The organism is Maribacter hydrothermalis (assembly GCF_001913155.1).
In the GTDB taxonomy this organism is placed as follows: Bacteria; Bacteroidota; Bacteroidia; order Flavobacteriales; family Flavobacteriaceae; genus Maribacter; species Maribacter hydrothermalis.
The window spans coordinates 2,824,628-2,847,675 of the sequence record NZ_CP018760.1 but is presented as its reverse complement, the minus strand read 5'-3'; the positions used below and the strand labels follow the sequence as shown (position 1 = coordinate 2,847,675).

Sequence of the window (23,048 nt, the reverse complement as noted above, 5' to 3'; positions counted from 1 at the left end):
ATCTTTTAAATCTATATTTTGTCCACATATTTTAAGTCTGAAATGATTTTTCGATAAATAAAATATTGTACGCTATAATAACAAATATTCTCTATAATCATAGTATAAAACACCCCGAATAAACCATAACGTTCCACTAATATATAACCTAGTACGACTGCCAATATACTTCTAGGAATATAAATCCAAAAATCTATATCCGTCCTTTTAATAGCTGTTAATGCAATTTTTATAGGTTGAAAAAATATTACTAATGCTTGTATTAGAAATGGAAAAATAACTAAAACCCCTAAATCAGAATACTTTTTGCCAAAAAACAAAGACATTAACTCTTCTCCATAGAAATAACCTACTACCACAATAATAGCGGACATAAAACCAAAGAACAAAAATGAATTATTTACTAGAATACTAATTTTTTTAAAATCTTTATTATATTTTACGAATAATGGCAGTAAATATGAACCTAATGCTTTTAAAATAGGCGAAATAATACTCCCTATACTTAATAAAACTCCTAATACTGCCACATCTTCCTTTCCAGTCAAATACAATAATAACCAAGGATATATATTAGCTGCTATATGAAACAACATATTATTTCCAACAAGCCATTTACCCACTTCCCAGTTTTTTTTAAAAAACTTCAAGTAAACTTTTTTTAGAAAAAAATTTACTTTATAATTTAAAACAAAGTAGTAAAAAGCTAGACTGGAATAAATTAAAGATGAGAAAAACAAATAAAAATAAATATCATTAATCTTTTCAAACCATATATAAACTAATAGAATTACAAAAAACACTGTACAAAATAATCCATAAAATAAATTCTCTTTTGTTTTCCTTTCGCTTAAAAGTGTTTCACGTATAAAATGATAGAAGGTATAAGAAAGGACAAACAATGTGATAACTGCTATGTTTATAATTGTTAATTCATCATAACCAACATAGCAAGCAATGGGTAAAACTATGGCAATACCAAAGCTTAAAGCTAACTTACTATTCATATTAAACTGAAAATAATCTAAACTATCAACGCTAGAGTAGTCATTAAAACAAATAGCATAAGGCCTAGATATAATTGCGCTCTGAAAGCCCAGCAAAAAGACACACAAAGTTACTAATAGTACATAATCAGCATAAATCAATACATCAAAAGTTCTTGCTAAAATTATAGTGGTAGCGAAAGTGATAATACTCATAAAGAATTGATCCACCAAAACACTAATCAGTTTAGGTAACTCTTTAGAATTCTTAATTTTTGCAAAAACACTCACCGAACTTGATCAATTAAAAAGGTTTACTTTAACTATATTTTATTTTGAAAATACTCATCATTTAAAACAAACTACAACCTATAACTTTATATTCGCTATAGCTATTTGATATAAGTTATTTTATACTCAAACTAGTAAGATATATTTCGAGAAATGATAAGAGATTTTTAATCTATAGGCTTAAACGGAGCCGAATTCTTTTCTTTGTTCCTATAAGAGTCCTGAACTTTATATTCATTGGTTTTTAAAATTTCCGCATGTTTAATGCTCAATATAAAAGGCACCAAAAACCCTAAAACCCCAAAACCAACACATAGCAGTAATTGCATATGTATGTTTAGGCTTTTTAGCATTACCGAAATAATAACTACGAGTATACTGGACAATACAATAACAAAACTAGCCGCCCTATGGGACAGACCTTTTACCAACCAACGGTGGTGAATATGGTTTTTATCTGCCGAAAAGGGGCTTCTGCCTTGGCGCATACGTACGGTGAATACTCTAAGGGTATCGAACAAGGGGTAAGAAATAACCGCCAATGCTATTATGGGTGCATTCTCCAATCTATAGACGGATTCCGAAGTAAGGTTAAAATTTAAGAACTCTATAATAAGGTAAGCCAATAAAAAGCCCGTAAATAGCGACCCAGAATCTCCCATAAATAGTTTCTGCTCTTTGGATAAATTGTGCTCTAAAAAGCCACATAGCGCCCCAATAAGCACAAAAGAAAGTAAGGCCATAAAAAGCTGGTCGTTCAACATAAAATATATGCCAAAAAAACCACTCACCATTACGGCAATACCACCTGCAAGACCATCTATACCATCTATTAAATTATAAGCATTTATAATTAACACAAATACAAATAGGGTAAAACCTACCGATACTAGATAGGGCAGCGTATACAGCCCCAAAATACCTTCCATGGAAACAATACGCACGTCCGTCGCTAAAATTACCAGTAAGGAAGCTATTAATTGCCCTATAAATTTCTTCTTTGGAGACATCACCAAAAGGTCATCTTTTAAGCCTAAGAAAAGCAAAAGTATAGAGGCGCCTAGTATGGTGATCAGTTGTATTAAATCTTCTTTTGGGAAATCAGCAAAAATCCCAAAACCTATAAGCACCAATGAAAATGAAATAAAGATACCTACACCGCCAATTGTGGGTGTTTTTTGGGTATGGGAACTGCGCTCTACAGGTTCTGCCATTAAATTTTTTTGATGCGATAAATAAATTAAGGTAGGATATACACGAATAGAGAACACATAGGCACCAACAATGGCAAAAATGGCCAGTAGGTAGTGATTCTCAAATAAACTGGTTAGGATACTCATGGTTAATTGGCTATTAAAGTCTTTCTTTTTAAAATCAAAAAAACAGGTGCAACTCGGTATTTGTCATTTACACATTAAACGACGCCTACATAGTGTTACACGTTACTTATACACCGGGGGATTTGGGTAAAGCTCATAGGGCACACTTACGTACCAAAATTAACTTACTAGATGTTTTCCTACATAAATTACAAAATTTTCATTGTATGTAGTATTCGTATTTCGTGATTATTTTTCAAAGATACTGCTTATTAAAAAACAGTAAAATTATACCGAAACCGAAAAAGTGCATTTCATCGAATATGAACTATCACTAACAATAAATCTATTTTACGATGTTATTGGCAAAAAAACGACAAATTATTAACACATACTTAAATTATAAACCATAAACTGCGTATAATATAAACCAAGCTCTTTTTAATAGTGTTACTATGGTGCAATTCCACGGAAATTAACATTTATAAAAACCTAGCTCCATTACTATACAAGGTAAACTTGGAACATTAATTATTTTTCCTACATCCGTTTTTTATGCCGGACACCTCTTTTTTTGTTCTACACGCACGTTAATTACCTTAAATGATGCCGGCGTATTTTAAAGTATTTCCTATTAAGTTTTATTTTTATTACGGTATGCGATTTTGTAATTCGGTAAAAATCAGCCTGCTATTACGTTGTTAAATTCGTTGGTGATATCTAAGGATAAGTATTCGTTTTTTTAATCGCTTTTTTAATTATTTTTGATGCCGACCAATACCAAAATGACCGAGAATATAAAACAGCTGTTCAGTAAAATGAACGACGATACTCGCCAAGAGGCTCTAGACCTGCTTATGACAGAGTTTCAATTAAAAAGTCCAAAATTCATTAAGAATAATTGGATTATAGGTGGTCGTATTCCCGAAGAACACCAAGAACGTATTGTTCATATCTTTCAAAATCTACTACGGGTACAGCTTTTTAAAATCAATGAGATCAAGGTTAATTTGTAACTATTGGTTTTTTAGAAATTCTTTTCTTTTAGTCGCGCACCATACCAGTAATCAACCTTGGGTGCAAACCCACCAGGCATTAAATTGAAAGTTTTACACGATTACGACACATGCTTGCCCGACCGGTACAAAGGCGTTGGCGCATTTAAATCTCGTTTATCACATAAAACAAAAAAAACCGACACATTTATGAAGATGCATCGGTTACTCAACTAACTCAAACTTATACTAACTCGCTGCAAAGATGACTTCATTTTTTAAGTTGAAGTTTACCAAAACATTAAGGTAACTTTAAATTGAAACGGATTTACTCATAATCGAGATTTCAATGCTCCGGGGCTTGCCTCGAAATGAAAATAGTTCTTACTTATAAATACCTCATGGGCTTGCCCTGAGGCTGTTTACGAGTTGCCCATGCAGCACTTCGCTTTCCATTAAAAAAATAGCAACCTCAACGCTACGTGTATTATACATATATAGCACAAAAACAATAGTTAAACCTACACCAAGTACAAAAATACGGGCAAGCTTAAAATTTATATTTCTTTTCCATAGCGTAGCGCAACAGTTCCCCTTTCCCTTTTAATCCTAATATACGTGCCATGTTTTTTCTATGGGTATCTACCGTATGGATACCAATAAACAGCTCTTCCCCTATTTCTCTTGAGGTTTTTCCCTGACCTATTAAATGTAGAATTTCTGTTTGTCTTTTGGTTAAAACACTGTTAGTAGATTTACTTTGGTTAGTATTGGCATCGGTCACATTTATGGTAGGGTCGTAGTATTTTTTACCATCGGCCACTGCCCGTATGGCTTCCAAGACTTCTTTTAGCGCGGTATTCTTTAATATATAGCCATCTGCACCGGCTTCTATCATTTGCGAAACGGCCTCCTCTTGATCAAACATGGTAAATGCCAACACCTTAATATGCGGGAATTCTTTTTTTATACTAGCAGTGGCCTGTATACCGTCCATCTTTGGCATACGAATATCGGTAATGACTACACTGGGTTCTTTTAAGCGTACCAAATTTAGTAATGCTTCGCCGTCATTGACCGTACCTACAATACTAATATTATCTTCATATTTAAGTAGCAGCTCCAATCCGTCGATTAGGGCTTGGTGATCCTCTGCAATGGCCAATCGTATCATATAGGTATATCTAAGATAATTACTGTTCCTTTTCCCATTTCCGACTCCATATTCATCGTACCGTTTAGGTGGGTAATACGTTTGTCAATACTTTTTAACCCCATGCCTTCGTGCGCTGTTCGTCCGCTGCCCAACACCATACCCCTACCATTATCCTCTGCCATAATATTTAAGCTATCGCCATGGTTGGTAATATGTATACTCATTTCGGTAGCCTCGGCATGTTTTATGGTATTTGCCATTAATTCTTGAACAATGCGAAAGAGGGTAAGCTCCAAACTATTCTCTAACCGATTATCCAAACCGTGGTCATGCACCGATATGTGAATGTTACTGGCGACGGACACTTTTTCTGCCATTTGTTTTACCGCTTGCAGTAATCCTTGCTTGGCAATTAAGCCGGAATTTTTTGCGTGGGCAATGGCCCTAATTTTACCATACGCTTCATTAATAAGCGATTCGGTTTTGGCAAAAGTTTCCAAGTTTCCTTTTTTGTCCGATGCTTCCAAGGAATTAAACTGAAGCTTTACCGCCGCCATAAGACTTCCTAAATCGTCATGAAGTTCATTGGCTACCCGTTGGCGTTCTTTCTCTTGACCCTGGACCATGGCATCAATAGTAATAAGCTCTTGTTCTTTAAGGAGACTGGTTACTTTTTGTTTTTGCAAGGTTTGTTCCTGTTCCGCCAATAATTGTTTACGGCGCGAGTTTTTGTTGATCAATACCCCAATAACCGAACCTAGCGCCAGCAGGACTGCCAATAAAATGGTCAGGTTTCTATTTTTAGTGTTCGATGCTGCTAACTCTAGCTTGTCCAGTTTTAATTTATCGGTTTGGTTTTGAACTGACAGAAGAGCTGTTTCTAAAGAATTATTTTTCGCACCCATTTTGTATTCTAATTCAATAGACCTATTTAGATGATAATAGGCAGAATCAAACACGTTTAATTCTTGAAAATACCATGCACTTAAACGTTCATTATAGAACTTCTTTTTTAATCCACGTGATGATTCCTTTGAAATTCCTAAATAATACGCCGATTTCTCATAATCCTTTTTTTTAAGATACGTATGAGATAATTGCCATGCCAAAACATTTGCTAAACTATTTAAATGTGGTTTATCACACAGCTCTAATCCGTTTTCAAAATAAGCTACAGCATTATTGTAAGAACCATCTAATTTAGCTTGAATACCTTTTTCAAATAAATAATATGACATGTAAGGATATGATTTGGGGAGATTAAAAAATAACCGATCAAGCGCATCCATAGCCTGTTCATAATTTAAACTCACACTCAAATTCTCATCCTCTTTAGATGAAAAAGTTACATTATAAAAAGCTATTAAAAGTTGATCATCTTTGGAGTTTGCTATTTCCTTAAAATGATTTAAGTAGATATTAAACTGTTTACTTCCAATAAAAATTTCAGTACGTAAAATATTAAGAATACTAATAAGACAAAATTTTACAAGTTCTACATTTTCAGTATCATAGGATAAACTTAAGGCATCAGAAAATGATTGATATGCCTTTATGGATGAATACTCATCTGAATAAAACTCCTTATAACCCTCAATTAAATGGGTTAAAATTAAATTATACTTAGTTTTATTTTCTGGAGTATTACTTTCTAAATAGTTACTTTCTACATCTGAAGTTCTTTGCGCTACTATTTTAAGTAAATCAAGAGTTTGGACTTTAACAGATTCATTTTTTATTTCTAAAGCTATTGTGTTTGCCTTATTATAGTCCAACATTTTTAATGCCAGAAAATAGCGTTCCAAAGTTTCATTTGAATAACTAAAAAGACATTGAAAAATGCTGAAAAATAAAATAGCTTTTCTTATCACTTAGTGTATTATTTTTGACATAGTGGTTTGGCACCTACCTGAATTTGTTGTAAAAGACGCTTTATTATTATTTTCAATTGTAATTTTAGCATCATCCAATCTTTCACTTTCCCCAATTACAGCACCGTCCCTATCATAAAACTCTTCATCAAAACAAGATTCATTTAAATGAGCGGTTTTGGACGTTGGGTGTTCACCAAATGGTCTTAATTTTCTTGAAACCAATAAATTTTTAAAATTTTTTAACTCTACATTCTTACAATCAACTTCGATTGACTTACTATGACCATGACTACCCTCCATTGCTTTTAAAAAAAGCACTATAGAACCCATACCCGTTTTAGCTTCAAATTTCCAACTTGTTTTGGTCTCATCTAACATTCCAATATTCAGTAAGCCCTTATAATTAATTAAGCTTAAAGTCATGGAATTTAAATACTTTCCATCCTGCGATAATTTTAAACACGCACTAACGGCAAAAAAAGTACCATACAACTGACTTGCGTATACAAGCTGGTCCCTATCTGGTGTTTGTAAATAAATATTACATTCTATTTCTTTTATGTTTTCTAATCTTACAGCTTCTCTCATAATAGTTTATTTTAATTTTGGTTCGGTTCTCAAAAATGCATTAACTAATGGCCGGTTTACATACCTAATAGTAGGTATATTCTTTAAAGAACTAAAAAAACGGCACGAATCAAAGTGAATTGCCTGTAAATATACCCGTAACTGGGTATTGCTGAACTGATTAGCTACCCCTAGTTTTAACCCAAATAGCCAAACTATTATTTTGAGTTATTTAGATGATTGTTGTATAGAATTCGCCCTTCCTACAAAAGGGCGAATTTTTAATCGAAAACCACATGCAAAGCCACCAACAAAAAGAACTACAGTTTTTAGCACAATTAGGAGAGCGAAAAATAAAATCGATTAAAACGGCCTATGAACTTACGGAGTCGGAGTTAGCCGTAATTATACGTCTGCATCAAAAAAGTTCATCTTCTAAAGACAAAGCGCTATATAATTTACTGAATCAATTTTAGACCAAGCCCTTCATGGAAATTGACAATCAAAATCGGGGGAACGAGAGCGGCAACGAAAATGAAGGGCTTGGTTTTTTAGTAAACTACCTCGGGGCAAGCCCACGAGGCATTCGCCCGAAACGAACTTTTAATTTCGAGGCAAGCCTCGGGGTATTATACCCTTTGGCGGTGCCAATAAAATCAGCCACTTTATTCCCATAACACATAAGCGAATACCGTAATACAAAAGTGCCAAAATGTTATTAACAACCCTACTTAATAACTTTATTATGCATTTCATCGAATAAATTGAACTTTTCGTCGTTAATGAATAAAGTTTAAATATTTTCGGATCGCGTTAGTCGTTCAATCCACAATTTATTAGTAGTATTTACATGAAGTTGCATTTATCAAAAACCTTTTTCGTCCCCACACTAGCTATTATTTTTCTATTAAGTTTATCATCTTGCGGCAAGGACTACGACCTTGTATCGGAATATGTTATACGTGATGCTACCCAAAAAATTCAATTGAACCACATAGAGCACAACGACACTTTAGGTGTTGCCGTTGTCAACGCCGTTACCGAAGACAATGTAAAAAAAAAGTAGGGCATATTGCGGTAGATACGAATACCGCAATTACTTTTAATACAGGCGTTACCCTACCCCAGCCACAAAAAGCCGCCAAATTGCTTTTTAGTTCTGGGTTTGAAGGTGTTAAAGTCTCCGAAAACAAATACGATTACCAATACATTACCGGTACGGATACGTTTACCGGTTTCTCTTGGCCACCTACCCTATTAGGTTCCGCTAGTACCGACAAAGAGCCTAGTGGCATACATACCGTAAATGATGGTGGCGGACCTGCCATAGACAACTTTTTAGAAACCGTGTCCGGCCCAAAAGGCAATGAGACCACTACCCTTTTTCAACGCGTTAACTATGACGTACAAGTAACGCAAACCCCCTACCAAATAAACAATATTAAAGAAAACCCCAAGGAGCTGTATATGACCTATTGGATGAAAACCGATGATGTTTCCTTAAAAGGAAAAGATATTTGGCGTGCCATTTGGGAATATAAAACTAAAAATTATGCCAGTTATAAAGACGGTTTTAGAATGATCGCTTTTATGGCAACCGATATTAGAGGTACCCCATACTGGCAGTTTCAAGGCGATATTGGCCCACGACAACCCGTTTGGCGCATAGAAAATTACGATATTCCGTTACTAACCGATGAATGGTTTAAGGTAGAATACCATTTAAAATGGAGTAACGGTGAAGATGGCTATGCCTCCATGAAGGTAAACGGGCAGTTAATTGGGGAACACCATGGCCCAACAACCTCAAAAGCCGACCCATTGGATTTTATTATGATTACCCAAGTATATGGAAATAATTACCCCATGTACCAATGGGTCGATGATATTGAAATTTGGGACGGGCTTCCTGAAAAATAATGATGCTCTTTAAATAGTACCGTAAACAAGCTTGGGGCAATTCCGCTAGGCGCTGAATTGAAAATTTTAGAAAGATTTCATTGTAGATGTATTTAAATTTCGCTTATCGCGTAAATTCTTAAACTTTAACGCTTTTATATACGAATGCCGGAAACCAATTAAGGCCTTTTTCCGTATATCTTTACAGTTAATACAAATTCTTGCCCCAATGAACCTACTTGAAATTTCAAAATTTAAGATGGTACCCGTTCTAATATCCATATTATTTCTACTATCCTGTAGTAAGGACAAAGAGATGCTGGAAACCACAATCATACCCACCCCTGAGGTCACTCCCGAAACGGAAACCGGAACCATTATTTCGCCAGAGGAGGCTACGCTTCTTTTTAAATCGGGCTTCGAGGGCGTTAGCTTAACAGAAACACAATACGAATATCAATACATTATAGGCAAGGATACCGAAACCGGATTTTTTTGGCCACCAGATATTTTAGGTTCTGCCATAAATAACGAACCCAGTGGTATCCATAATATTAGTGATGACAATGGCAATGCGATCGATAATAGAATAGAAACGATAACCGGTCCTAACGGTACTGAAACCAGCACTTTGTTTCAACGTGTAAATTATGATGTACAAGTAACCCAAGCGCCGTATCAAATTAACGATATACAAGAAAACCCAGAGGATTTGTATATTTCTTACTGGATGAAAACCGATGCGGAATCGCTACAAGGCGTTGACCAATGGCGTGCTATCTGGGAATACAAAACGGATAAATACGCCACCTATACCGATGGATTTAGAATGATCGCTTTTATGGCCACCGATATAAGAGGGGACTCGTATTGGATGTTACAAGGCGATACCAGCCCACAAAACCCAATTTGGCAAGTGCGCAATAAAGAAATTCCTTTAATTTTGGGCGAATGGTTTAAAGTAGAGTACCATATTAAATGGAGTAATGGCGCAGACGGTTATGCCTCAATGAAAGTCAACGGACAGCTTATAGGAGAGCATTTTGGCGTTACGACATCTAAAAATGATAATTTGGATTTTATAATGCTCACCCAAGTGTATGGCAGCAATTACCCGATGTACCAATGGGTAGATGATGTTGAAATTTGGGAAGGAAGACCTTATTAACACCTATTTTAATCCTCCAAAAACTTACCGTTTACTACGATAAGCGGCATCAAAAACAAAAGTGCCATTGTGTTGATGCAAATGATGAAGCCCTATTAATCTTTTATCAAAACTAGGCTCAATAATTTGTACCGTGGTTTCTTTATACTCCTCTAGGGTTAATTTTTCAATTTTATTGATATTTAAGGATCTGCCATAAACCCCATCTACATTACGTTGCGATGGCCTGTATAGTTGGTTGTTATGCTTAAAAATAGCACCGCCATTACGAGCAACCCGAGCATCAATTATAACGGGATTCTGTTTATGAGGAGTCAGTACATTCATTTTATAAGCATCTACCTTATAAATAAACAACTCGCTATTCATAGGTGCGGTTTTAGCGGCCTGCTTATTTAAAAACAACCATTTTTGCCGGTCATCATCTACATGAAAAAAAGCATCGCCAACGACTTCACCTTCAAAAGCAGTTGTATACAATTCCCATTTCGATGGAAAATCTACCGCTTTAAAAACTTCAAGTTTCTTATTTTCACTGCCCTCTGGCATTAAAAAAATATCACCATCCTCCTCAAAAATAAACGGAAACGACAAGTGAAAAGTAAAGTCGAGCACATCGATAACCTGTGTTAGTTCGTTATTATGGAGTATACCGCAACTAATTTTACCTCTTTTAGTTTTATAGGAATAGTTTTCAAAAAACAAGTAGTCTTTTTCATTATGATGAAACAAAAAGGGATCCGCCCAAAACTCGTCGTTTGGCATTTTTAATGGTACCGCAGCCGACGTAATATCTTCAAAAAAACCCGATTTTCCCGTGAAAATTGTCCAACATTCATAACGTCGCTTAAAGAACTTGGCCCTGAACTTTTCGATAAGCTTGTTCAAGAACTCCGAATAAAATAAAACCAAATACGCTAGAACATTTAATAATGTAGGTTTATCATAATTAGGATTATCGACATATAAATTTGCAATTTTTAATTCGCCCCTATCCAACCTATTTAAATGCTTGAATAAAAGTGACACACTACCTTCGGAAACCATAGTAGCCGTTTCTGTCATGGACCAATGCCTATTGAAAAAGGCAGTAGCGAGCACTTCATTTTCAGCAGGATTTACACAGGTGTGTAATAATGTAGCTCCGATGGACTGTTTCTTTTTCAATACCTCCCAGAAACCTACAGGTCCATTTTTTTGCAATCCTACATCCTTAAACAAAAGCTCCCAAACCCCATGTTCAGAAACCGTAAAAAGCATGTTGTCTATAGATGCAAAACCCAAATTTAAAATTAGGCCTAACCTTAAATTTTTAAGATCGTTAGAAACATTTTTATCGTACCCTCTTTCACCTTTAGCCTCTGCATCACGTAAACTATAGGTAATTAACTCCTGTTTATACCTATTAAATTTCGCCTTACTAAGCGCATGTGTACTTTTAAACAAGTAGTTGTGCTCTATATAAAATTGAACTTTTAGTAGCGCTCCAGCAAGGCCAGACAATTCCGAACAAAAGGCGGTGTTACTTACGGTAGCATTTAAACGCCAATTAGGTGTCAGTTTTTCCTTGACGATCAAAATCAACTCAAACCGTGGGTCTTGGTATATTTGGTTAAGTACCCGTAGTTGCCAATTGTCTAATTGCTCAATAGAGTTAATAAGAACGCCTATATTCATTCAATGGATTTAAAATTAGTAGCATATGGGCACTATAAACTCGTGCCTAGCTTTTTTTGAACCACTTTTTTGACGAATTAGGCTGGTCCATTTCATACCCATAGCCATAGCCATAGTTTAGCTTACTGGTATGTACTTGACCAACAGCGTTCATTACATACACCATGTTTTTAATTTTCTTGGACTTATTTAGTTCTTTAGAAAAATTCATAACATTTTTATCCGTTACACCTGCACGTACAGCAAATAAGGTAATATCTGCATGTTTTGCAATCAACAAGGTATCCGTTACCAACATGGTCGGGGCGGTATCCATTATAATATAATCATATTCTTTCTTAGCCTCATCAATAAACTGCTCAAAATTCCTACCCGATAGTAAAACCGGTACATTTGATGGCACTTCCCCACTAAACAACACTTTATGATCAGGGTTATCATTAAAACCTTCGAAAAGATGACTATTAAAATCTGCCATTTTACCAGAAAGGTAATCTGCCAGGCCTACAGCCTTTTTATCTACATTTAAATGGGACTGTAAGGTAGGATTTCTTAAATCGCCACCCACTAATAAAACGCGCTTGCCAATACTAGCGTAAGCGAGAGACAAGTTAAGCGCCAATAAGGACTTACCTTCACCCTTAATTGCCGATGTGACGAAGATGACTTTTCCTGTTTTATCGTTTTCATCCATTGCTAACAAATGCGTAACATTTGCGCCTAATATCCGGAACGATTCCGCTAATACAGACCTATCGTTTTCACTAATAAATTTCTTCTCTTTTTCAAAGAAAGGAATTTCGGCTACAACAGGGATTTCTGGATTTAATTTCTCGATTTCCGAACGATCATGAATACTATTATCGGTAGAAAAACGAATAAAGAATACCAAAAACGGCAACAATAATCCCAATAAAACACCTACAGGATATACTACAGTAGGCTTTGGCCATAACGGCTCTATATTGGTTAAACCATATTCAATAACCTTAATAGTCGGTGCCGTAGAAGCATAGTCAATGGTAGCTTCTTCACGTTTTTGTAATAACAATAAGTATAAATTCTCTTTAATACTCTGCTGTCTTTCAATAGACCTCAACATTCGTTCCGTTTCTGGAAGTCTAGAGAACTTATAACCTGCCGAATTTTTTTCTTGATTGGTTCTTCGTAAAGAAAGTGTTAACTGGGATTCATAGTTGTTGACACTACTTAAAATATTCAACTTACTAAGTTCTAACTGCTTAGATAATTTCACCAAAGTTGGGTGATTGGACCCTACCGATGTAATCAGTTTTTGGCGTTCCCGGGCCATTTCATTATAGTTAGAGACCATTTCATTTAAACCACTGTTGGCCAAACCAATATCTGCAGGCAATAAGTTATATTCCGCCTCATTGGCGACCGTTTTCTTTAATAAACCAGATAAAGAAACTTGGGTTTCTAATTTAAGCGCTTCGCTTTCGGCATCGGTTTTTCTTTGAAGGTTAACCCCAGCATCTGACTGGATATACGAAATATTTTGAGCTTGCTTAAAGTTTTGTTTGCCCGCTTCAATAGAGTCCAACTCTTGCGATAAGTACACAAAACGTTTCTCAATAACCTCTAATGTTCTTCTAGACACCAATTGTCTGTCTAAAATACCATCTTGGTTAAAGTTATTAATAATTGAATTCAACACCTCTTCCGAACGCTCTTTGCTTTCCCCTAATAATGATAAATTTAAAACCTCACTATTGGCTTCGGTAATAATAGTTAGCTTCTTCGCTAATTTTAACGACGTTTTTATTTTAGAATCCATCACCACCTTATAGGTAACATTCTTATAGTTATCGATCGTATTAATCGCTTCTACAAGCTCAATTTTAAAGGGCAGGTAGTACACAGAAGTATTAGCGGCATCATAAGGAACAACGGTATTAACTCCCTCGCTATCCACAACATTAAAACCAACATCGGTTAACTTTACCTCATATTTCATAGGCTCGGTAATCTTGTCTTCAGAAATATTTTTCCGTACAATAAATGGTGGCTCCCAAACTTGGGTATAGATGAATTGGGATTTTTCGAAATACTCTACATCTAAATGAAGTTCATCCACCACATTGTTTAATAGGCGATACGACTGTATCACCTTTATCTGATTTTGAATATCTAAAAGTCTGTTGTTTGGATTTGCGTTGGCTATAGAAATAACATCTTTAACCACGCTAGTTTTCATGGCATCTTCTAGTATTTTAACTTTGGCTTCTGTTTTATAGATAACGGGAGCCAATTTTAAATAGGTAAAAGCAATAGCGGTAAATAACACTACCATACCCAAATACCAAGGCCAATATCTCAAATACCTAGATACGGTTTCGTTTAAATCGTACGATTCTTTTTCCTCTTCAAAATCTAATACGTATGTTTTTTCGTTCATGAGAAAATTCAATATTATTCAACTAGTATGTTTACCTATTTATGTAAACCTATTTTTTACAGTATTTAGTATATTTTTAGACCTAAATATGTCTATAACTCCCTGCAATGATAGTAATTACAGGATTTTATTTACTTATATTTCTTTCAACTTCAATATTTCATCGACAATACGCGTAGCCGTGTTGCCATCCCACAAATGAGGAATGCTACCTGTTTTCCAATTACCGCTAAAAAGTAGTTTCATTGCCGGCTCAATAGCTTTAGGGTCGGTTCCTAAAAGTTCATTAGTACCTTCGGTGATCGTTTCCGGTCTTTCCGTATTATCGCGAAGGGTCATACAAGGAATTCCCATTACGGTAGTTTCTTCCGTAATTCCGCCAGAATCTGTAATTACGGCTTTACTTTTTTCTACCAAATAGTTAAATTCCAAATAGCCTAATGGTTCTACCATGTGTAATCTTGGGTGACTAATTTGTAGACTATTTAAAATTTTAGCTGTACGTGGGTGAACTGGAAAAATTAAAGGCACCTCTTTAGAATGTGCGATAATTTCATCCATTAAAGATTTTATCTGTTCTTCTTGGTCTACATTGGCAGGCCTATGAAGGGTCATAACCATGTATTCCTTTTCTTTAAGTTGAAGCTCGTCCCAAATTTCTGGCTTATTAAAGCGAGGGCGTTGCTTCATTAAAGTATCTATCATGGTATTACCCACATAAAAAATCTGTTCTTGTTTAACACCACTTTTAATTAAATTTTCATTAGCCACTTTAGACGTTGTAAAGAAATAATTGGTGATCGCGTCTGTCACCAATCTATTAATCTCTTCGGGCATGGTCCAGTCATTAGACCGTATTCCGCCTTCAACATGGGCTACTTTTGTATGTAACTTTTGAGCGACAATAGCGCATGCCATAGTAGAAGTTACATCACCAACAACAATTACCAAATCTGCCGGATTTTCTAAAAGTTCTTTTTCAAAACCTAGCATTATACTAGCCGTTTGCTCTGATTGGGAACCACCGCCTGCACCTAGGTTTTTATCTGGTGTAGGTATATCCAATTGTTCAAAAAAATCGCCGGACATTTTCTTATCATAATGTTGCCCTGTGTGTACCAAACGATACGCTATTTCCTTGCCATTTGCTTGTGCAGCTTTAATGGCATGAATAATAGGGGCAATTTTCATGAAATTTGGCCTTGCGCCAGCAATAAGAGTAATTTTTTTCATAGTATTTAATCTAAAACAGATACTTTTCTTTCGTTCCAATTAATTTGTTCCGCAGCTGTGGCTATATCTACAAAATTGAATTCGCCAAGCCATTTTTCCAGTTTAGGCTCACACGTTTTTAAGCCTACATACGATTTAAACCGCCTAACAGAAGATAAATCTTGCAATACTGGCTGGGTAAAATCAAAATCCCTAGGATGAAAATAGCCCATGACATAATCCGATTTTAATGTTGCCTTTTTAATGAAAGAATACGGTAATAATCTAAAATAGCCCCCACCGGAAAAAACCATTTGTTTACCTATTACAGATTTCGCATTTATTGGAAATTCTTTTAAGGTGATCCCATTATATTTAATGAGCGATGGTATATTTGAAGGGTAGCCTCGTAATCCACCATGAGCGTGATCAATAGGGAACACGGACGAATCTGTAGTAATACCTAATTCGTACAGCGCTTCAAAAGCCCATTTATTGTCTTCGGTAATAGAAAAACCAGGTGCTCTAAACAGCTCCACTTTTTTACCGATTACATCTTCAATAGTTTTTATAGATTTCTCTACATCATTGTAAAATGTTTTTCTATCCTGCTCATGTGCAAGTTGGTGTGTATGTGTATGGCTGCCAATTTCATAGCCTCTTTCATGTATTTTTCTAACTATTTCGGGATATTTTTCGGCAATCCACCCCACAACAAAAAATGATGCAGAAACTTGTTGCCTTTCAAGAATACCAAATATGGTTTCCATATTCTTGTGAATACGAGATTCGTAAGTACACCACTGCTGCTCCGTTTTAGTCGTTGGGTGATCTAACAAATGAAACCATTCTTCTATGTCGAACGTTAAAATATTCATTCTTTGTTTGGTTTTTTTAGTACACGTATTTAGACACGTAGTGCCCAAGTATTTGTGATGTTTTTAATGGCTGGTGTTTCCAAATTTTCGTTAAAAATTCCATGTCTTTTATAGAAGTTCCCGGCGCCTGGGATAAGTTGTAATAAATAGGCATCTCTATAGGGCTCCATAGTTTTTTAAAAAAATGTTGGGAGCTTTCTTTTGTTGACCTGCCAAAAGAAAAGTACCTATGGCCTTTTTCTATGGATGTTTTAATCATTTCCCAGAACAACAACGCATTTACATTATGCTTGTTATACTCATCATCAGTACCCGACCAGCACAATTCATTAAATCCTAAATATGAAATGGAAAATCCGGCAGTTATAATTTTATCCCCGTCGTAAATGATGGTAATTTGTACATCTCCATTCTCGTATTCTTCCAATAAATTTTTAAAGAATTGACGTCCTAATGGAGGTGAACCAAATTTTAACATCCGCGTCGTAAAGGCCTTGTAATAATCATCTAACAACTCGGCTCCACCAGAAACCACTCTAAAGTCCATCTTTGCAACCTTTCTAATCTTTTGGCGCAATTTCTTTTGAACGGTCATGATCATTTCGTCCTCAGTAGGCTTAAGCTCTAAAATGCAGCTGATTTTTTCCTCACTATAGTGTTTGGATAATTTATTAAAGCTTCGTACTTCATACTTACCGTCCTTAAAAAATAAAGACATATCAAAATTATCTAAGGAATGTTCTTTTAAAATAGGTCCGCCATAAGAAAAATGAGGCATTGATACCATTTTGTTGCCAATAGTTACGGTTGGCAATACACCTACTATTTCGTCTTCTTTTTTAATGAGGTAATTCTGTGCTGAATACCCAAATGTTTTAGAAAGAATACCTCCTAAACATGGGTTATGAGCAATGGTTACCATTTGGCTGGCCTTTTCCTTTTCAAGAAAATTATTCCAAACTTGTACATTATCACATTTTATAAATGAAAACATTAAATCGAATTTGGGTTGTTGTTATTAATTGAATATTAGGTTTTGCTACAAGAGATCAACTTAATACCTCTCATTATTCTTTTATTTATTTTTTTTAATACACATATTTAGACACGTAATGCCCGAGTATTTGAGAAGTTTTTAAAGGCTGGTGTTTCCAGATTTTGGTTAAAAAATCTAAATCTTTAATTGACCCAGAGGACGCTTCAGACAAATTAAAATACAAAGGCAATTCAATAGGATTCCATTGTAATTTATAACCATGATTATTACTATCACGAGTTGATCTTCCTAATGAAAAGTATTTATATCCATCTAAAGCAGACCCTTTAATTAAATTCCAAAGAAGTAAGGCATTTACATTATGCCTGTTATACTCATGGTCTGTGCTTCCCCAACAAAATTCTTTGAAATTTAGATATGATAAACAAAACCCGGTTGCCACAGGTTTATCTTTATCGTACACAGTGGTTATTTCAGCTTTACCATTTTCATAATGTTCCAATAAATTTTTAAAGAACGATTTTCCAAGTGGTGGTGATCCTTTCTGCAGCATTCTTTTTGAATATAAAAGATAAAAGTCATCCAGAATATCAATACCCCCAGTTTTTATAGTAAAACCATACTTCTTGGATTTTCTGATTTTTGTTCTAAATCTTGAAGAAAAACCCTTAAATATTTCATCGGCAGATTCTATTAGTGACACTATAAAAGTTAACTTCTTTTCATTAGTAAATTTTGAGAGTTTTGTAAAACTCCTAAACTCATATTTAGAATCTTTAATTAAAGAGGAGACTTCAACATTTTGGTCAAAACTATTTTTTAAAATTGGACCACCATAAGAAAAATGAGGCATGGAAATTATTTTTTTTCCTATTGTTACCGTTGGCAAAACGCCAATAGTTTTCTCTTTATCTTTTATAAAATAATTCTTGTAGGAATATCCAAATGTCTTAGAGAGTATACCTCCTAAGCATGGATTATGAGCAATGGTAATTATTTGGCTATTCTTCTCCTTTTCAAGAAAATTATTCCATAATCCTATATTTTCACATTCTTCAAGATATTGCATTTTTATATTCTAGTATGGTGAATAAAATGTTTGAAATTTTAATGCCGGGTTAAAGCTTGTTCGCTAATAATTTGAAAAAATAAGGGATCAATCGAATGTCTCTCATTATTCGTTTTCTAGGTTCAACAAGCGTTCTATAAACACCCTCCATATTATGTTGTAACCACCATTTTGGCGCTCTATGGGTGTTACCTATATACAAATCAAAACTACCTCCCAACCCTTGATAAACAGCAGGGTGCTTTTGATACATTTGCTCCATTAACAATTCTTGTTTAGGTGAGCCCATAGCTACAAAAACAACATCTGGTTTTTTTTTGGCAATATCATTGATTAGATTTTCTGTATCGTTGGTCTCCGTTAGGAATCCATTACGCAGACCCACTATCTTCATTGAAGGAAACTGCACCTGTAACATTTTTACGGTACGTTGAATTACTTCTTCTTTACCACCTACCAAATAAAAAGTTTTGGTTTTATGGTACTCCGCAATAATATTTAACCAAAGCTCACAACCAGGAATTTTAATAGCCTCGTCGTGTCCTTTTTTATGTAAGGCCCAGACTGCACCAATACCGTCGGAGTACCCTACATTTCTATTAATAATTGCTCTGGTCCGTTCATTTGCATGTTGAATTTTCTCGCCATTTACCGCAACAAGAATTTTCTTATTTACAAAAGCATACTCCATAAGCTCTTTTCTTGAACCTGGAATAAAGATTTGAACACCACTTACTTTTTCTGATTTCATTTTAGTTTACTTCTTTAAAATAGTGGGACATAGCATTGAACATAAAGGCATTGCTCCAACGCATATAGGAGATTTTGGAACTTACCCCTTTTTTTAGTTGGTAATAGAAATAGCCTTTAGCATCTTGCATGTTATCCAAAGTCCATTTTATGACTTTATCTGCCAGGTCTTTATTACTATCGAATGTTTTAGTTTTTGAAAGGGTAACAAATAATTGACCGGGACAATGAATGTCTATTGGGTAGGTTTTATCGTGATAGTATTTTGGCGTACCATCTTCTAAGAAAAATACTTTTAGGTAATACGTTAAGCCTAATTCTATGTTGTTTTTAAAACTTTCATCACCGGTAATCTCTTGATAGGTTTGTATAGCATCCAAATTATAACCCGTATGAAAACTATCGATCCAGCTTTGCACATTCATAAGTCCGTATACCCACGAACCCTCTTCTGTTTGAATTTCGCAACAAGCTTTGATTGTTTTATGTGCTAACTCTTTAAGCTCCTCCTCTTTGGTATATTGGTATACTTGACTAAGTATTTTAGCACCTAAAAGACTAGCATTTATAACCGTATTATTTCCATTTAATGGAGAATACGAAAACAAAAAGCCTTCTTTTAGTTCGCTTCTATTTAGATCGTGTATTACAAATTTTGCTGCTGATATAGCTGTTTTTAAGTAGCGTTCGTCTTTGGTAATTTCATAAGCTTTAAACAAAGCATCAACACAAAATGATGTTGCCACTATTGTCGGCGTTTCTTTTGGAAACAAAAATATTAGTCTCGCCTGCCAATCGAAATTATACCCCCAACAAGCACCACTATGTTGTGTGTCTTGGCGTTCTAACAATAGATCTGCCAATGCTTTTATAGCTGCTTCTATTTCTTTAGTTGTTCCAAAACTTTCGTTCCCTGTTTTGGCTATATGGTATAGATTGCAGTACCCAGATAAAAAAAGTGCCAAGCCTTTAGAATTATGTTGCTTAGGTACCAGTAACAATTTTCTAAAATTTATGGGAGAGCGTTTAAAACCTTGTATCCATGCTAAACGTGCAAAATTCCATTTTTTTAATGGTGTTGCATTAAATACCTTAGAGTTTAATCCATCATAAGGATCCCAGCCTTTATACTGCTCATTTTCGCAGTAGCCTTTTAGTTTTAAAAACGAATTAACGATTGTTGACATAGTCTATTTTAGATGTAAAACATAAACGCTAACTAGTGTGCCACACGTAGTTAGATTTCCATTACATATTGCTAAATTAAAGTTAGCTATGGTGGTTTCTAAAGAAAGCCGATTAACTACATTAACATTCGGAGAGATGCTTAAAAATGCTCATGACATCAACAATAATAGGCTGTTTAACATAATTTACCTTTTAAAATCGTCGTAGAAAGTTGAAATAATACCGATTAAAAGAGAACTGATACAGGGGTTAATACTTTGGCGAAAACCATGTATTACAAAGCGAATGAAAAAAGGAAAAATCTTCTGCTTTAACTATCCAAAAATTATAAAAAAGGAGTTATTTCATCAAGTATTTTTTGAGCAACCTTGTCACTCATAATATGTTGATGCGCATAATTGTAATTAAAACTGCCCATTTTTTCTCTTAGCCCATCCTCTTGAAGCATGGTTCTTAGTTTAGCTTCTAAGTCGGAAGAATTTTTAGTTTCTACAAAGAAGCCCATGGTTTTGTCTTGAAAAAAACTTTTTAACCCACCTACCGGCGTCGTAATAACAGGCTTGCCAAATGCCATTGCTTCTAATACCGATGTGGGCAGACCCTCACTGTAACTAGGTAAACAATAAAGGGAACACTCTTTATATAAGTTGATTTTATCTTGCCCTTCTACGTGTCCGGTTAAGGTAATATCCTTATTCTCTTTAATTAGTTCTTGTAGATCAGTAAACTCCTCGCCACTACCGGCAATTATTAATTGAATATTCTTATAGTCTTTTCTAAGATTTTCAAAAGCGGCAATGGTCTCATAGATTCCCTTAGCTTTTATTAATCTTGAAAGAAATAGAATTTTAATCTTCTCTGGATTTGGAGTATGGTCCGTAGCCGGCACCTGATTTTCGAAAAGTTGAGAATTTACCGTTGTCGTAGCGACCACCACTTCACCTTGGTAGCCCCAAGCTTTCAGTTTAGTTTCGAAATCGCCAGATAACACAAATATTTTCTTTGCCTTACCTAGGGTCGATTGAAAAAAGGAAATATATTTTTTATCTATTCTCTCTTGGAATTCCAAACTCCAACCATGAAAAAAAACCACAAACGGTATGTTGTTACGAATTAGGTACTTTGCAAAAAAAGCGTCTCTAAAGAAGCTACGACTACCTAACGATGGATTTAATAGGATCAGATCTGTATTGGTTTTGGTTGCTTTCCTTAAATTCCAAATATCAACTAAAGGTCCAAATACATTTTTGCCGTGCCTGCCTATTTCTAAGGTTCTAAAGCGAACCTCATCCATTTTATGAAACTCCGGTAAAAGAGCATTCCAAAAGGCACTGACACCACCGGGCAAATTTAATTTAGGTACGGTTACGATAATATCCTTAGTCATACTTCATCATTCTTTTACGGAGAATATTCTCGAACTCCAATTTCACAAATACCAATACCATAAAAACATCCAGTTCAAACCACATACCCCCTTGTGTCATCATCAATGACCCGTATAGAAAAAAGATTGCCATGGCAAGCCTATACGAAGGAAGCATATTACGTTTTAAAATAAATTTAAACAGTGATATTAGGTATCCAATAAAAAATATAATACCCAACAATCCGTTTTGCCCTAATTGTGTAAAGAACTCGTTATGTGCATAAACCGGAAGGCCTGTTTCTTGGTACATATGCATAATAAGATCATAAAAACCGTGACCAAAAAACAATTCAAAAACATTACCGTTAAACCACAATTCAAAAGAAGCCATCCAAAACAAAAGTCTACCAGATCCTGCAGCCGTTTGTTTACCATTTCTAATATCGAATATTCTATTGTAAAAAGCTTCGTTGGTTTCTAAAAGAACATAAAAACCAACACCTATAATAAGTACCATCCCAATACCGGATAAAACTTGCTTAAAGGTCAATTTTTTAGGCAAAAACAAAAACACTAATCCAATAACAAACATTAAATACCCTGTTCGTATATAGGTAAGGTAAATAAGATATATACCATACAATAACAGCAGATAATTAAGTTTTGGAAAACGAATTAAAGTAGATTTTGATTTTAGGTATGCAAGCAAAATTAGAACTGCAGTAGTCGTAGTAATTGCTGCCCCGTGCGAATTTTGAAACATCCCAGAATAACTATCGAAATCCTCAAAACTTAGTACATCCTTAGCTTTACTTTGCAATATTTTAAAGGTAAAAGGTATTCCCGAAATAATAACAAACTGAGCAAAACCCAATAACAACTTATCTAGCTTTCTAATATTTTTAATGTTCCTATAGGCATACTCAAACATTAAAGGAAACATCATGTAACGTATAAAGTCAACCACACCAAAGAAAAAACTAACCGAAAAATTAGCTGTCACCAAGTTTTTTGCCGCTCTTGCATACGACCATTTTATAATTGCCAGTTTTTTGTCGTTTCTCTTAATAAGTACCTGCCAAAAAAGAAATACGAATAACGGAATTTTCCATACTTGTGAAAATGTAATTGGACCTACTTTCACAGGACCCAAGTAGATCAATAGAAATAGAATAAGGTATGGATATAGTAGCTTAATTAATTTCATCAATTATTCTATTTTCTTCTAACTCGT

At 34.9% G+C, this 23,048-nt stretch carries 20 protein-coding genes; 5 read left to right on the top strand and 15 right to left on the bottom strand.

Translation table 11 applies throughout. The features are described from left to right. Nucleotides 1-11: 11 nt before the first annotated feature. Both BTR34_RS12140 and BTR34_RS12135 read right to left on the bottom strand, forming a co-directional pair. Nucleotides 12-1,277: a lipopolysaccharide biosynthesis protein gene (locus BTR34_RS12140; protein WP_068483820.1), complete on the bottom strand. Its 1,266-nt coding sequence runs from the start codon at nucleotides 1,275-1,277 to the stop codon at nucleotides 12-14. Between the two features lie 167 nt (nucleotides 1,278-1,444). Beyond that, nucleotides 1,445-2,617, bottom strand: coding sequence for an MraY family glycosyltransferase (locus BTR34_RS12135; RefSeq protein WP_082960136.1), 1,173 nt, complete (start codon nucleotides 2,615-2,617; stop codon nucleotides 1,445-1,447). A 746-nt stretch (nucleotides 2,618-3,363) separates the two neighbouring features. Between BTR34_RS12135 and BTR34_RS12130 the strand changes: the two genes are divergently transcribed. Continuing rightward, complete coding sequence (locus BTR34_RS12130) at nucleotides 3,364-3,612, top strand: hypothetical protein (protein ID WP_074472135.1); 249 nt, start codon at nucleotides 3,364-3,366, stop codon at nucleotides 3,610-3,612. A gap of 529 nt (nucleotides 3,613-4,141) precedes the next feature. Here BTR34_RS12130 and BTR34_RS12125 read toward each other — a convergent pair. The 3 genes from BTR34_RS12125 to BTR34_RS12115 form a co-directional block, all read right to left on the bottom strand. Beyond that, the gene (locus tag BTR34_RS12125; RefSeq protein WP_068483816.1) at nucleotides 4,142-4,765 is read right to left on the bottom strand and encodes a response regulator; all 624 of its coding nucleotides are present in this window, start codon (nucleotides 4,763-4,765) and stop codon (nucleotides 4,142-4,144) included. Continuing rightward, nucleotides 4,762-6,552, bottom strand: a complete 1,791-nt coding sequence (locus tag BTR34_RS12120; protein WP_157483800.1) for a sensor histidine kinase — start codon at nucleotides 6,550-6,552, stop codon at nucleotides 4,762-4,764. Before BTR34_RS12120 ends, BTR34_RS12125 begins: the two co-directional genes overlap by 4 nt. A gap of 66 nt (nucleotides 6,553-6,618) precedes the next feature. Then, nucleotides 6,619-7,209 (bottom strand): hypothetical protein, encoded by a 591-nt coding sequence (locus BTR34_RS12115; RefSeq protein ID WP_068483812.1) that lies wholly within the window; start codon nucleotides 7,207-7,209, stop codon nucleotides 6,619-6,621. Between the two features lie 275 nt (nucleotides 7,210-7,484). Between BTR34_RS12115 and BTR34_RS12110 the strand changes: the two genes are divergently transcribed. The 4 genes from BTR34_RS12110 (at nucleotide 7,485) to BTR34_RS12090 (ending at nucleotide 10,255) form a co-directional block, all read left to right on the top strand. Beyond that, the gene (locus BTR34_RS12110) at nucleotides 7,485-7,664 is read left to right on the top strand and encodes a hypothetical protein (protein ID WP_068483810.1); all 180 of its coding nucleotides are present in this window, start codon (nucleotides 7,485-7,487) and stop codon (nucleotides 7,662-7,664) included. A gap of 374 nt (nucleotides 7,665-8,038) precedes the next feature. Then, nucleotides 8,039-8,254, top strand: coding sequence for a hypothetical protein (locus BTR34_RS12100; protein WP_068483805.1), 216 nt, complete (start codon nucleotides 8,039-8,041; stop codon nucleotides 8,252-8,254). 80 nt (nucleotides 8,255-8,334) lie between these two features. Beyond that, nucleotides 8,335-9,108, top strand: coding sequence for a hypothetical protein (locus BTR34_RS12095; protein ID WP_068483803.1), 774 nt, complete (start codon nucleotides 8,335-8,337; stop codon nucleotides 9,106-9,108). Between the two features lie 208 nt (nucleotides 9,109-9,316). After that, complete coding sequence (locus BTR34_RS12090; protein WP_074472134.1) at nucleotides 9,317-10,255, top strand: hypothetical protein; 939 nt, start codon at nucleotides 9,317-9,319, stop codon at nucleotides 10,253-10,255. Between the two features lie 24 nt (nucleotides 10,256-10,279). Here BTR34_RS12090 and BTR34_RS12085 read toward each other — a convergent pair whose 3' ends face one another. The 10 genes from BTR34_RS12085 to BTR34_RS12040 all read right to left on the bottom strand — a co-directional run bounded on the left by BTR34_RS12085 (nucleotide 10,280) and on the right by BTR34_RS12040 (nucleotide 23,021). Then, a complete protein-coding gene (locus BTR34_RS12085; protein WP_068483796.1) occupies nucleotides 10,280-11,932 on the bottom strand; it encodes a glucosamine inositolphosphorylceramide transferase family protein in 1,653 nt (550 codons plus the stop codon). A 46-nt stretch (nucleotides 11,933-11,978) separates the two neighbouring features. Continuing rightward, entirely contained in the window at nucleotides 11,979-14,351 is a 2,373-nt protein-coding gene (locus tag BTR34_RS12080; protein ID WP_068483794.1) for a GumC family protein, read from the bottom strand. Between the two features lie 135 nt (nucleotides 14,352-14,486). Beyond that, the gene (gene wecB, locus BTR34_RS12075; protein ID WP_068483792.1) at nucleotides 14,487-15,584 is read right to left on the bottom strand and encodes a non-hydrolyzing UDP-N-acetylglucosamine 2-epimerase; all 1,098 of its coding nucleotides are present in this window, start codon (nucleotides 15,582-15,584) and stop codon (nucleotides 14,487-14,489) included. Nucleotides 15,585-15,589: 5 nt separating this feature from the next. After that, complete coding sequence (locus BTR34_RS12070) at nucleotides 15,590-16,441, bottom strand: polysaccharide deacetylase family protein (protein WP_068483790.1); 852 nt, start codon at nucleotides 16,439-16,441, stop codon at nucleotides 15,590-15,592. A 16-nt stretch (nucleotides 16,442-16,457) separates the two neighbouring features. Beyond that, nucleotides 16,458-17,435, bottom strand: coding sequence for a GNAT family N-acetyltransferase (locus BTR34_RS12065; protein WP_068483788.1), 978 nt, complete (start codon nucleotides 17,433-17,435; stop codon nucleotides 16,458-16,460). A 94-nt stretch (nucleotides 17,436-17,529) separates the two neighbouring features. Then, the gene (locus BTR34_RS12060) at nucleotides 17,530-18,507 is read right to left on the bottom strand and encodes a GNAT family N-acetyltransferase (RefSeq protein WP_068483786.1); all 978 of its coding nucleotides are present in this window, start codon (nucleotides 18,505-18,507) and stop codon (nucleotides 17,530-17,532) included. A gap of 49 nt (nucleotides 18,508-18,556) precedes the next feature. Further along, nucleotides 18,557-19,258, bottom strand: coding sequence for a WecB/TagA/CpsF family glycosyltransferase (locus BTR34_RS12055; RefSeq protein ID WP_068483784.1), 702 nt, complete (start codon nucleotides 19,256-19,258; stop codon nucleotides 18,557-18,559). A gap of 1 nt (nucleotide 19,259) precedes the next feature. After that, nucleotides 19,260-20,444 carry a glycoside hydrolase family protein gene (locus tag BTR34_RS12050; protein WP_068483782.1) on the bottom strand — a complete coding sequence of 395 codons (1,185 nt, stop codon included), beginning with the start codon at nucleotides 20,442-20,444 and terminating at the stop codon, nucleotides 19,260-19,262. A gap of 326 nt (nucleotides 20,445-20,770) precedes the next feature. After that, the gene (locus tag BTR34_RS12045) at nucleotides 20,771-21,832 is read right to left on the bottom strand and encodes a glycosyltransferase (protein WP_068483780.1); all 1,062 of its coding nucleotides are present in this window, start codon (nucleotides 21,830-21,832) and stop codon (nucleotides 20,771-20,773) included. Beyond that, on the bottom strand, nucleotides 21,825-23,021 hold the full coding sequence (locus BTR34_RS12040; RefSeq protein ID WP_074472133.1) for an O-antigen ligase family protein: 1,197 nt from the start codon (nucleotides 23,019-23,021) through the stop codon (nucleotides 21,825-21,827). The genes BTR34_RS12045 and BTR34_RS12040 overlap by 8 nt, the downstream gene beginning before the upstream one ends. Nucleotides 23,022-23,048 lie beyond the last annotated feature (27 nt).

What these genes read in the sequence shown, in the direction of transcription:
- BTR34_RS12135 (WP_082960136.1), bottom strand. Translation starts at nt 2,617, where the DNA reads ATGAGTATCCTAACCAGTTTATTTGAGAATCACTACCTACTGGCCATT.
- BTR34_RS12130 (WP_074472135.1), top strand. Translation starts at nt 3,364, where the DNA reads ATGCCGACCAATACCAAAATGACCGAGAATATAAAACAGCTGTTCAGT.
- BTR34_RS12125 (WP_068483816.1), bottom strand. Translation starts at nt 4,765, where the DNA reads ATGATACGATTGGCCATTGCAGAGGATCACCAAGCCCTAATCGACGGA.
- BTR34_RS12115 (WP_068483812.1), bottom strand. Translation starts at nt 7,209, where the DNA reads ATGAGAGAAGCTGTAAGATTAGAAAACATAAAAGAAATAGAATGTAAT.
- BTR34_RS12110 (WP_068483810.1), top strand. Translation starts at nt 7,485, where the DNA reads ATGCAAAGCCACCAACAAAAAGAACTACAGTTTTTAGCACAATTAGGA.
- BTR34_RS12100 (WP_068483805.1), top strand. Translation starts at nt 8,039, where the DNA reads ATGAAGTTGCATTTATCAAAAACCTTTTTCGTCCCCACACTAGCTATT.
- BTR34_RS12090 (WP_074472134.1), top strand. Translation starts at nt 9,317, where the DNA reads ATGAACCTACTTGAAATTTCAAAATTTAAGATGGTACCCGTTCTAATA.
- BTR34_RS12085 (WP_068483796.1), bottom strand. Translation starts at nt 11,932, where the DNA reads ATGAATATAGGCGTTCTTATTAACTCTATTGAGCAATTAGACAATTGG.
- BTR34_RS12080 (WP_068483794.1), bottom strand. Translation starts at nt 14,351, where the DNA reads ATGAACGAAAAAACATACGTATTAGATTTTGAAGAGGAAAAAGAATCG.
- wecB (WP_068483792.1), bottom strand. Translation starts at nt 15,584, where the DNA reads ATGAAAAAAATTACTCTTATTGCTGGCGCAAGGCCAAATTTCATGAAA.
- BTR34_RS12070 (WP_068483790.1), bottom strand. Translation starts at nt 16,441, where the DNA reads ATGAATATTTTAACGTTCGACATAGAAGAATGGTTTCATTTGTTAGAT.
- BTR34_RS12065 (WP_068483788.1), bottom strand. Translation starts at nt 17,435, where the DNA reads ATGTTTTCATTTATAAAATGTGATAATGTACAAGTTTGGAATAATTTT.
- BTR34_RS12060 (WP_068483786.1), bottom strand. Translation starts at nt 18,507, where the DNA reads ATGCAATATCTTGAAGAATGTGAAAATATAGGATTATGGAATAATTTT.
- BTR34_RS12055 (WP_068483784.1), bottom strand. Translation starts at nt 19,258, where the DNA reads ATGAAATCAGAAAAAGTAAGTGGTGTTCAAATCTTTATTCCAGGTTCA.
- BTR34_RS12050 (WP_068483782.1), bottom strand. Translation starts at nt 20,444, where the DNA reads ATGTCAACAATCGTTAATTCGTTTTTAAAACTAAAAGGCTACTGCGAA.
- BTR34_RS12045 (WP_068483780.1), bottom strand. Translation starts at nt 21,832, where the DNA reads ATGACTAAGGATATTATCGTAACCGTACCTAAATTAAATTTGCCCGGT.
- BTR34_RS12040 (WP_074472133.1), bottom strand. Translation starts at nt 23,021, where the DNA reads ATGAAATTAATTAAGCTACTATATCCATACCTTATTCTATTTCTATTG.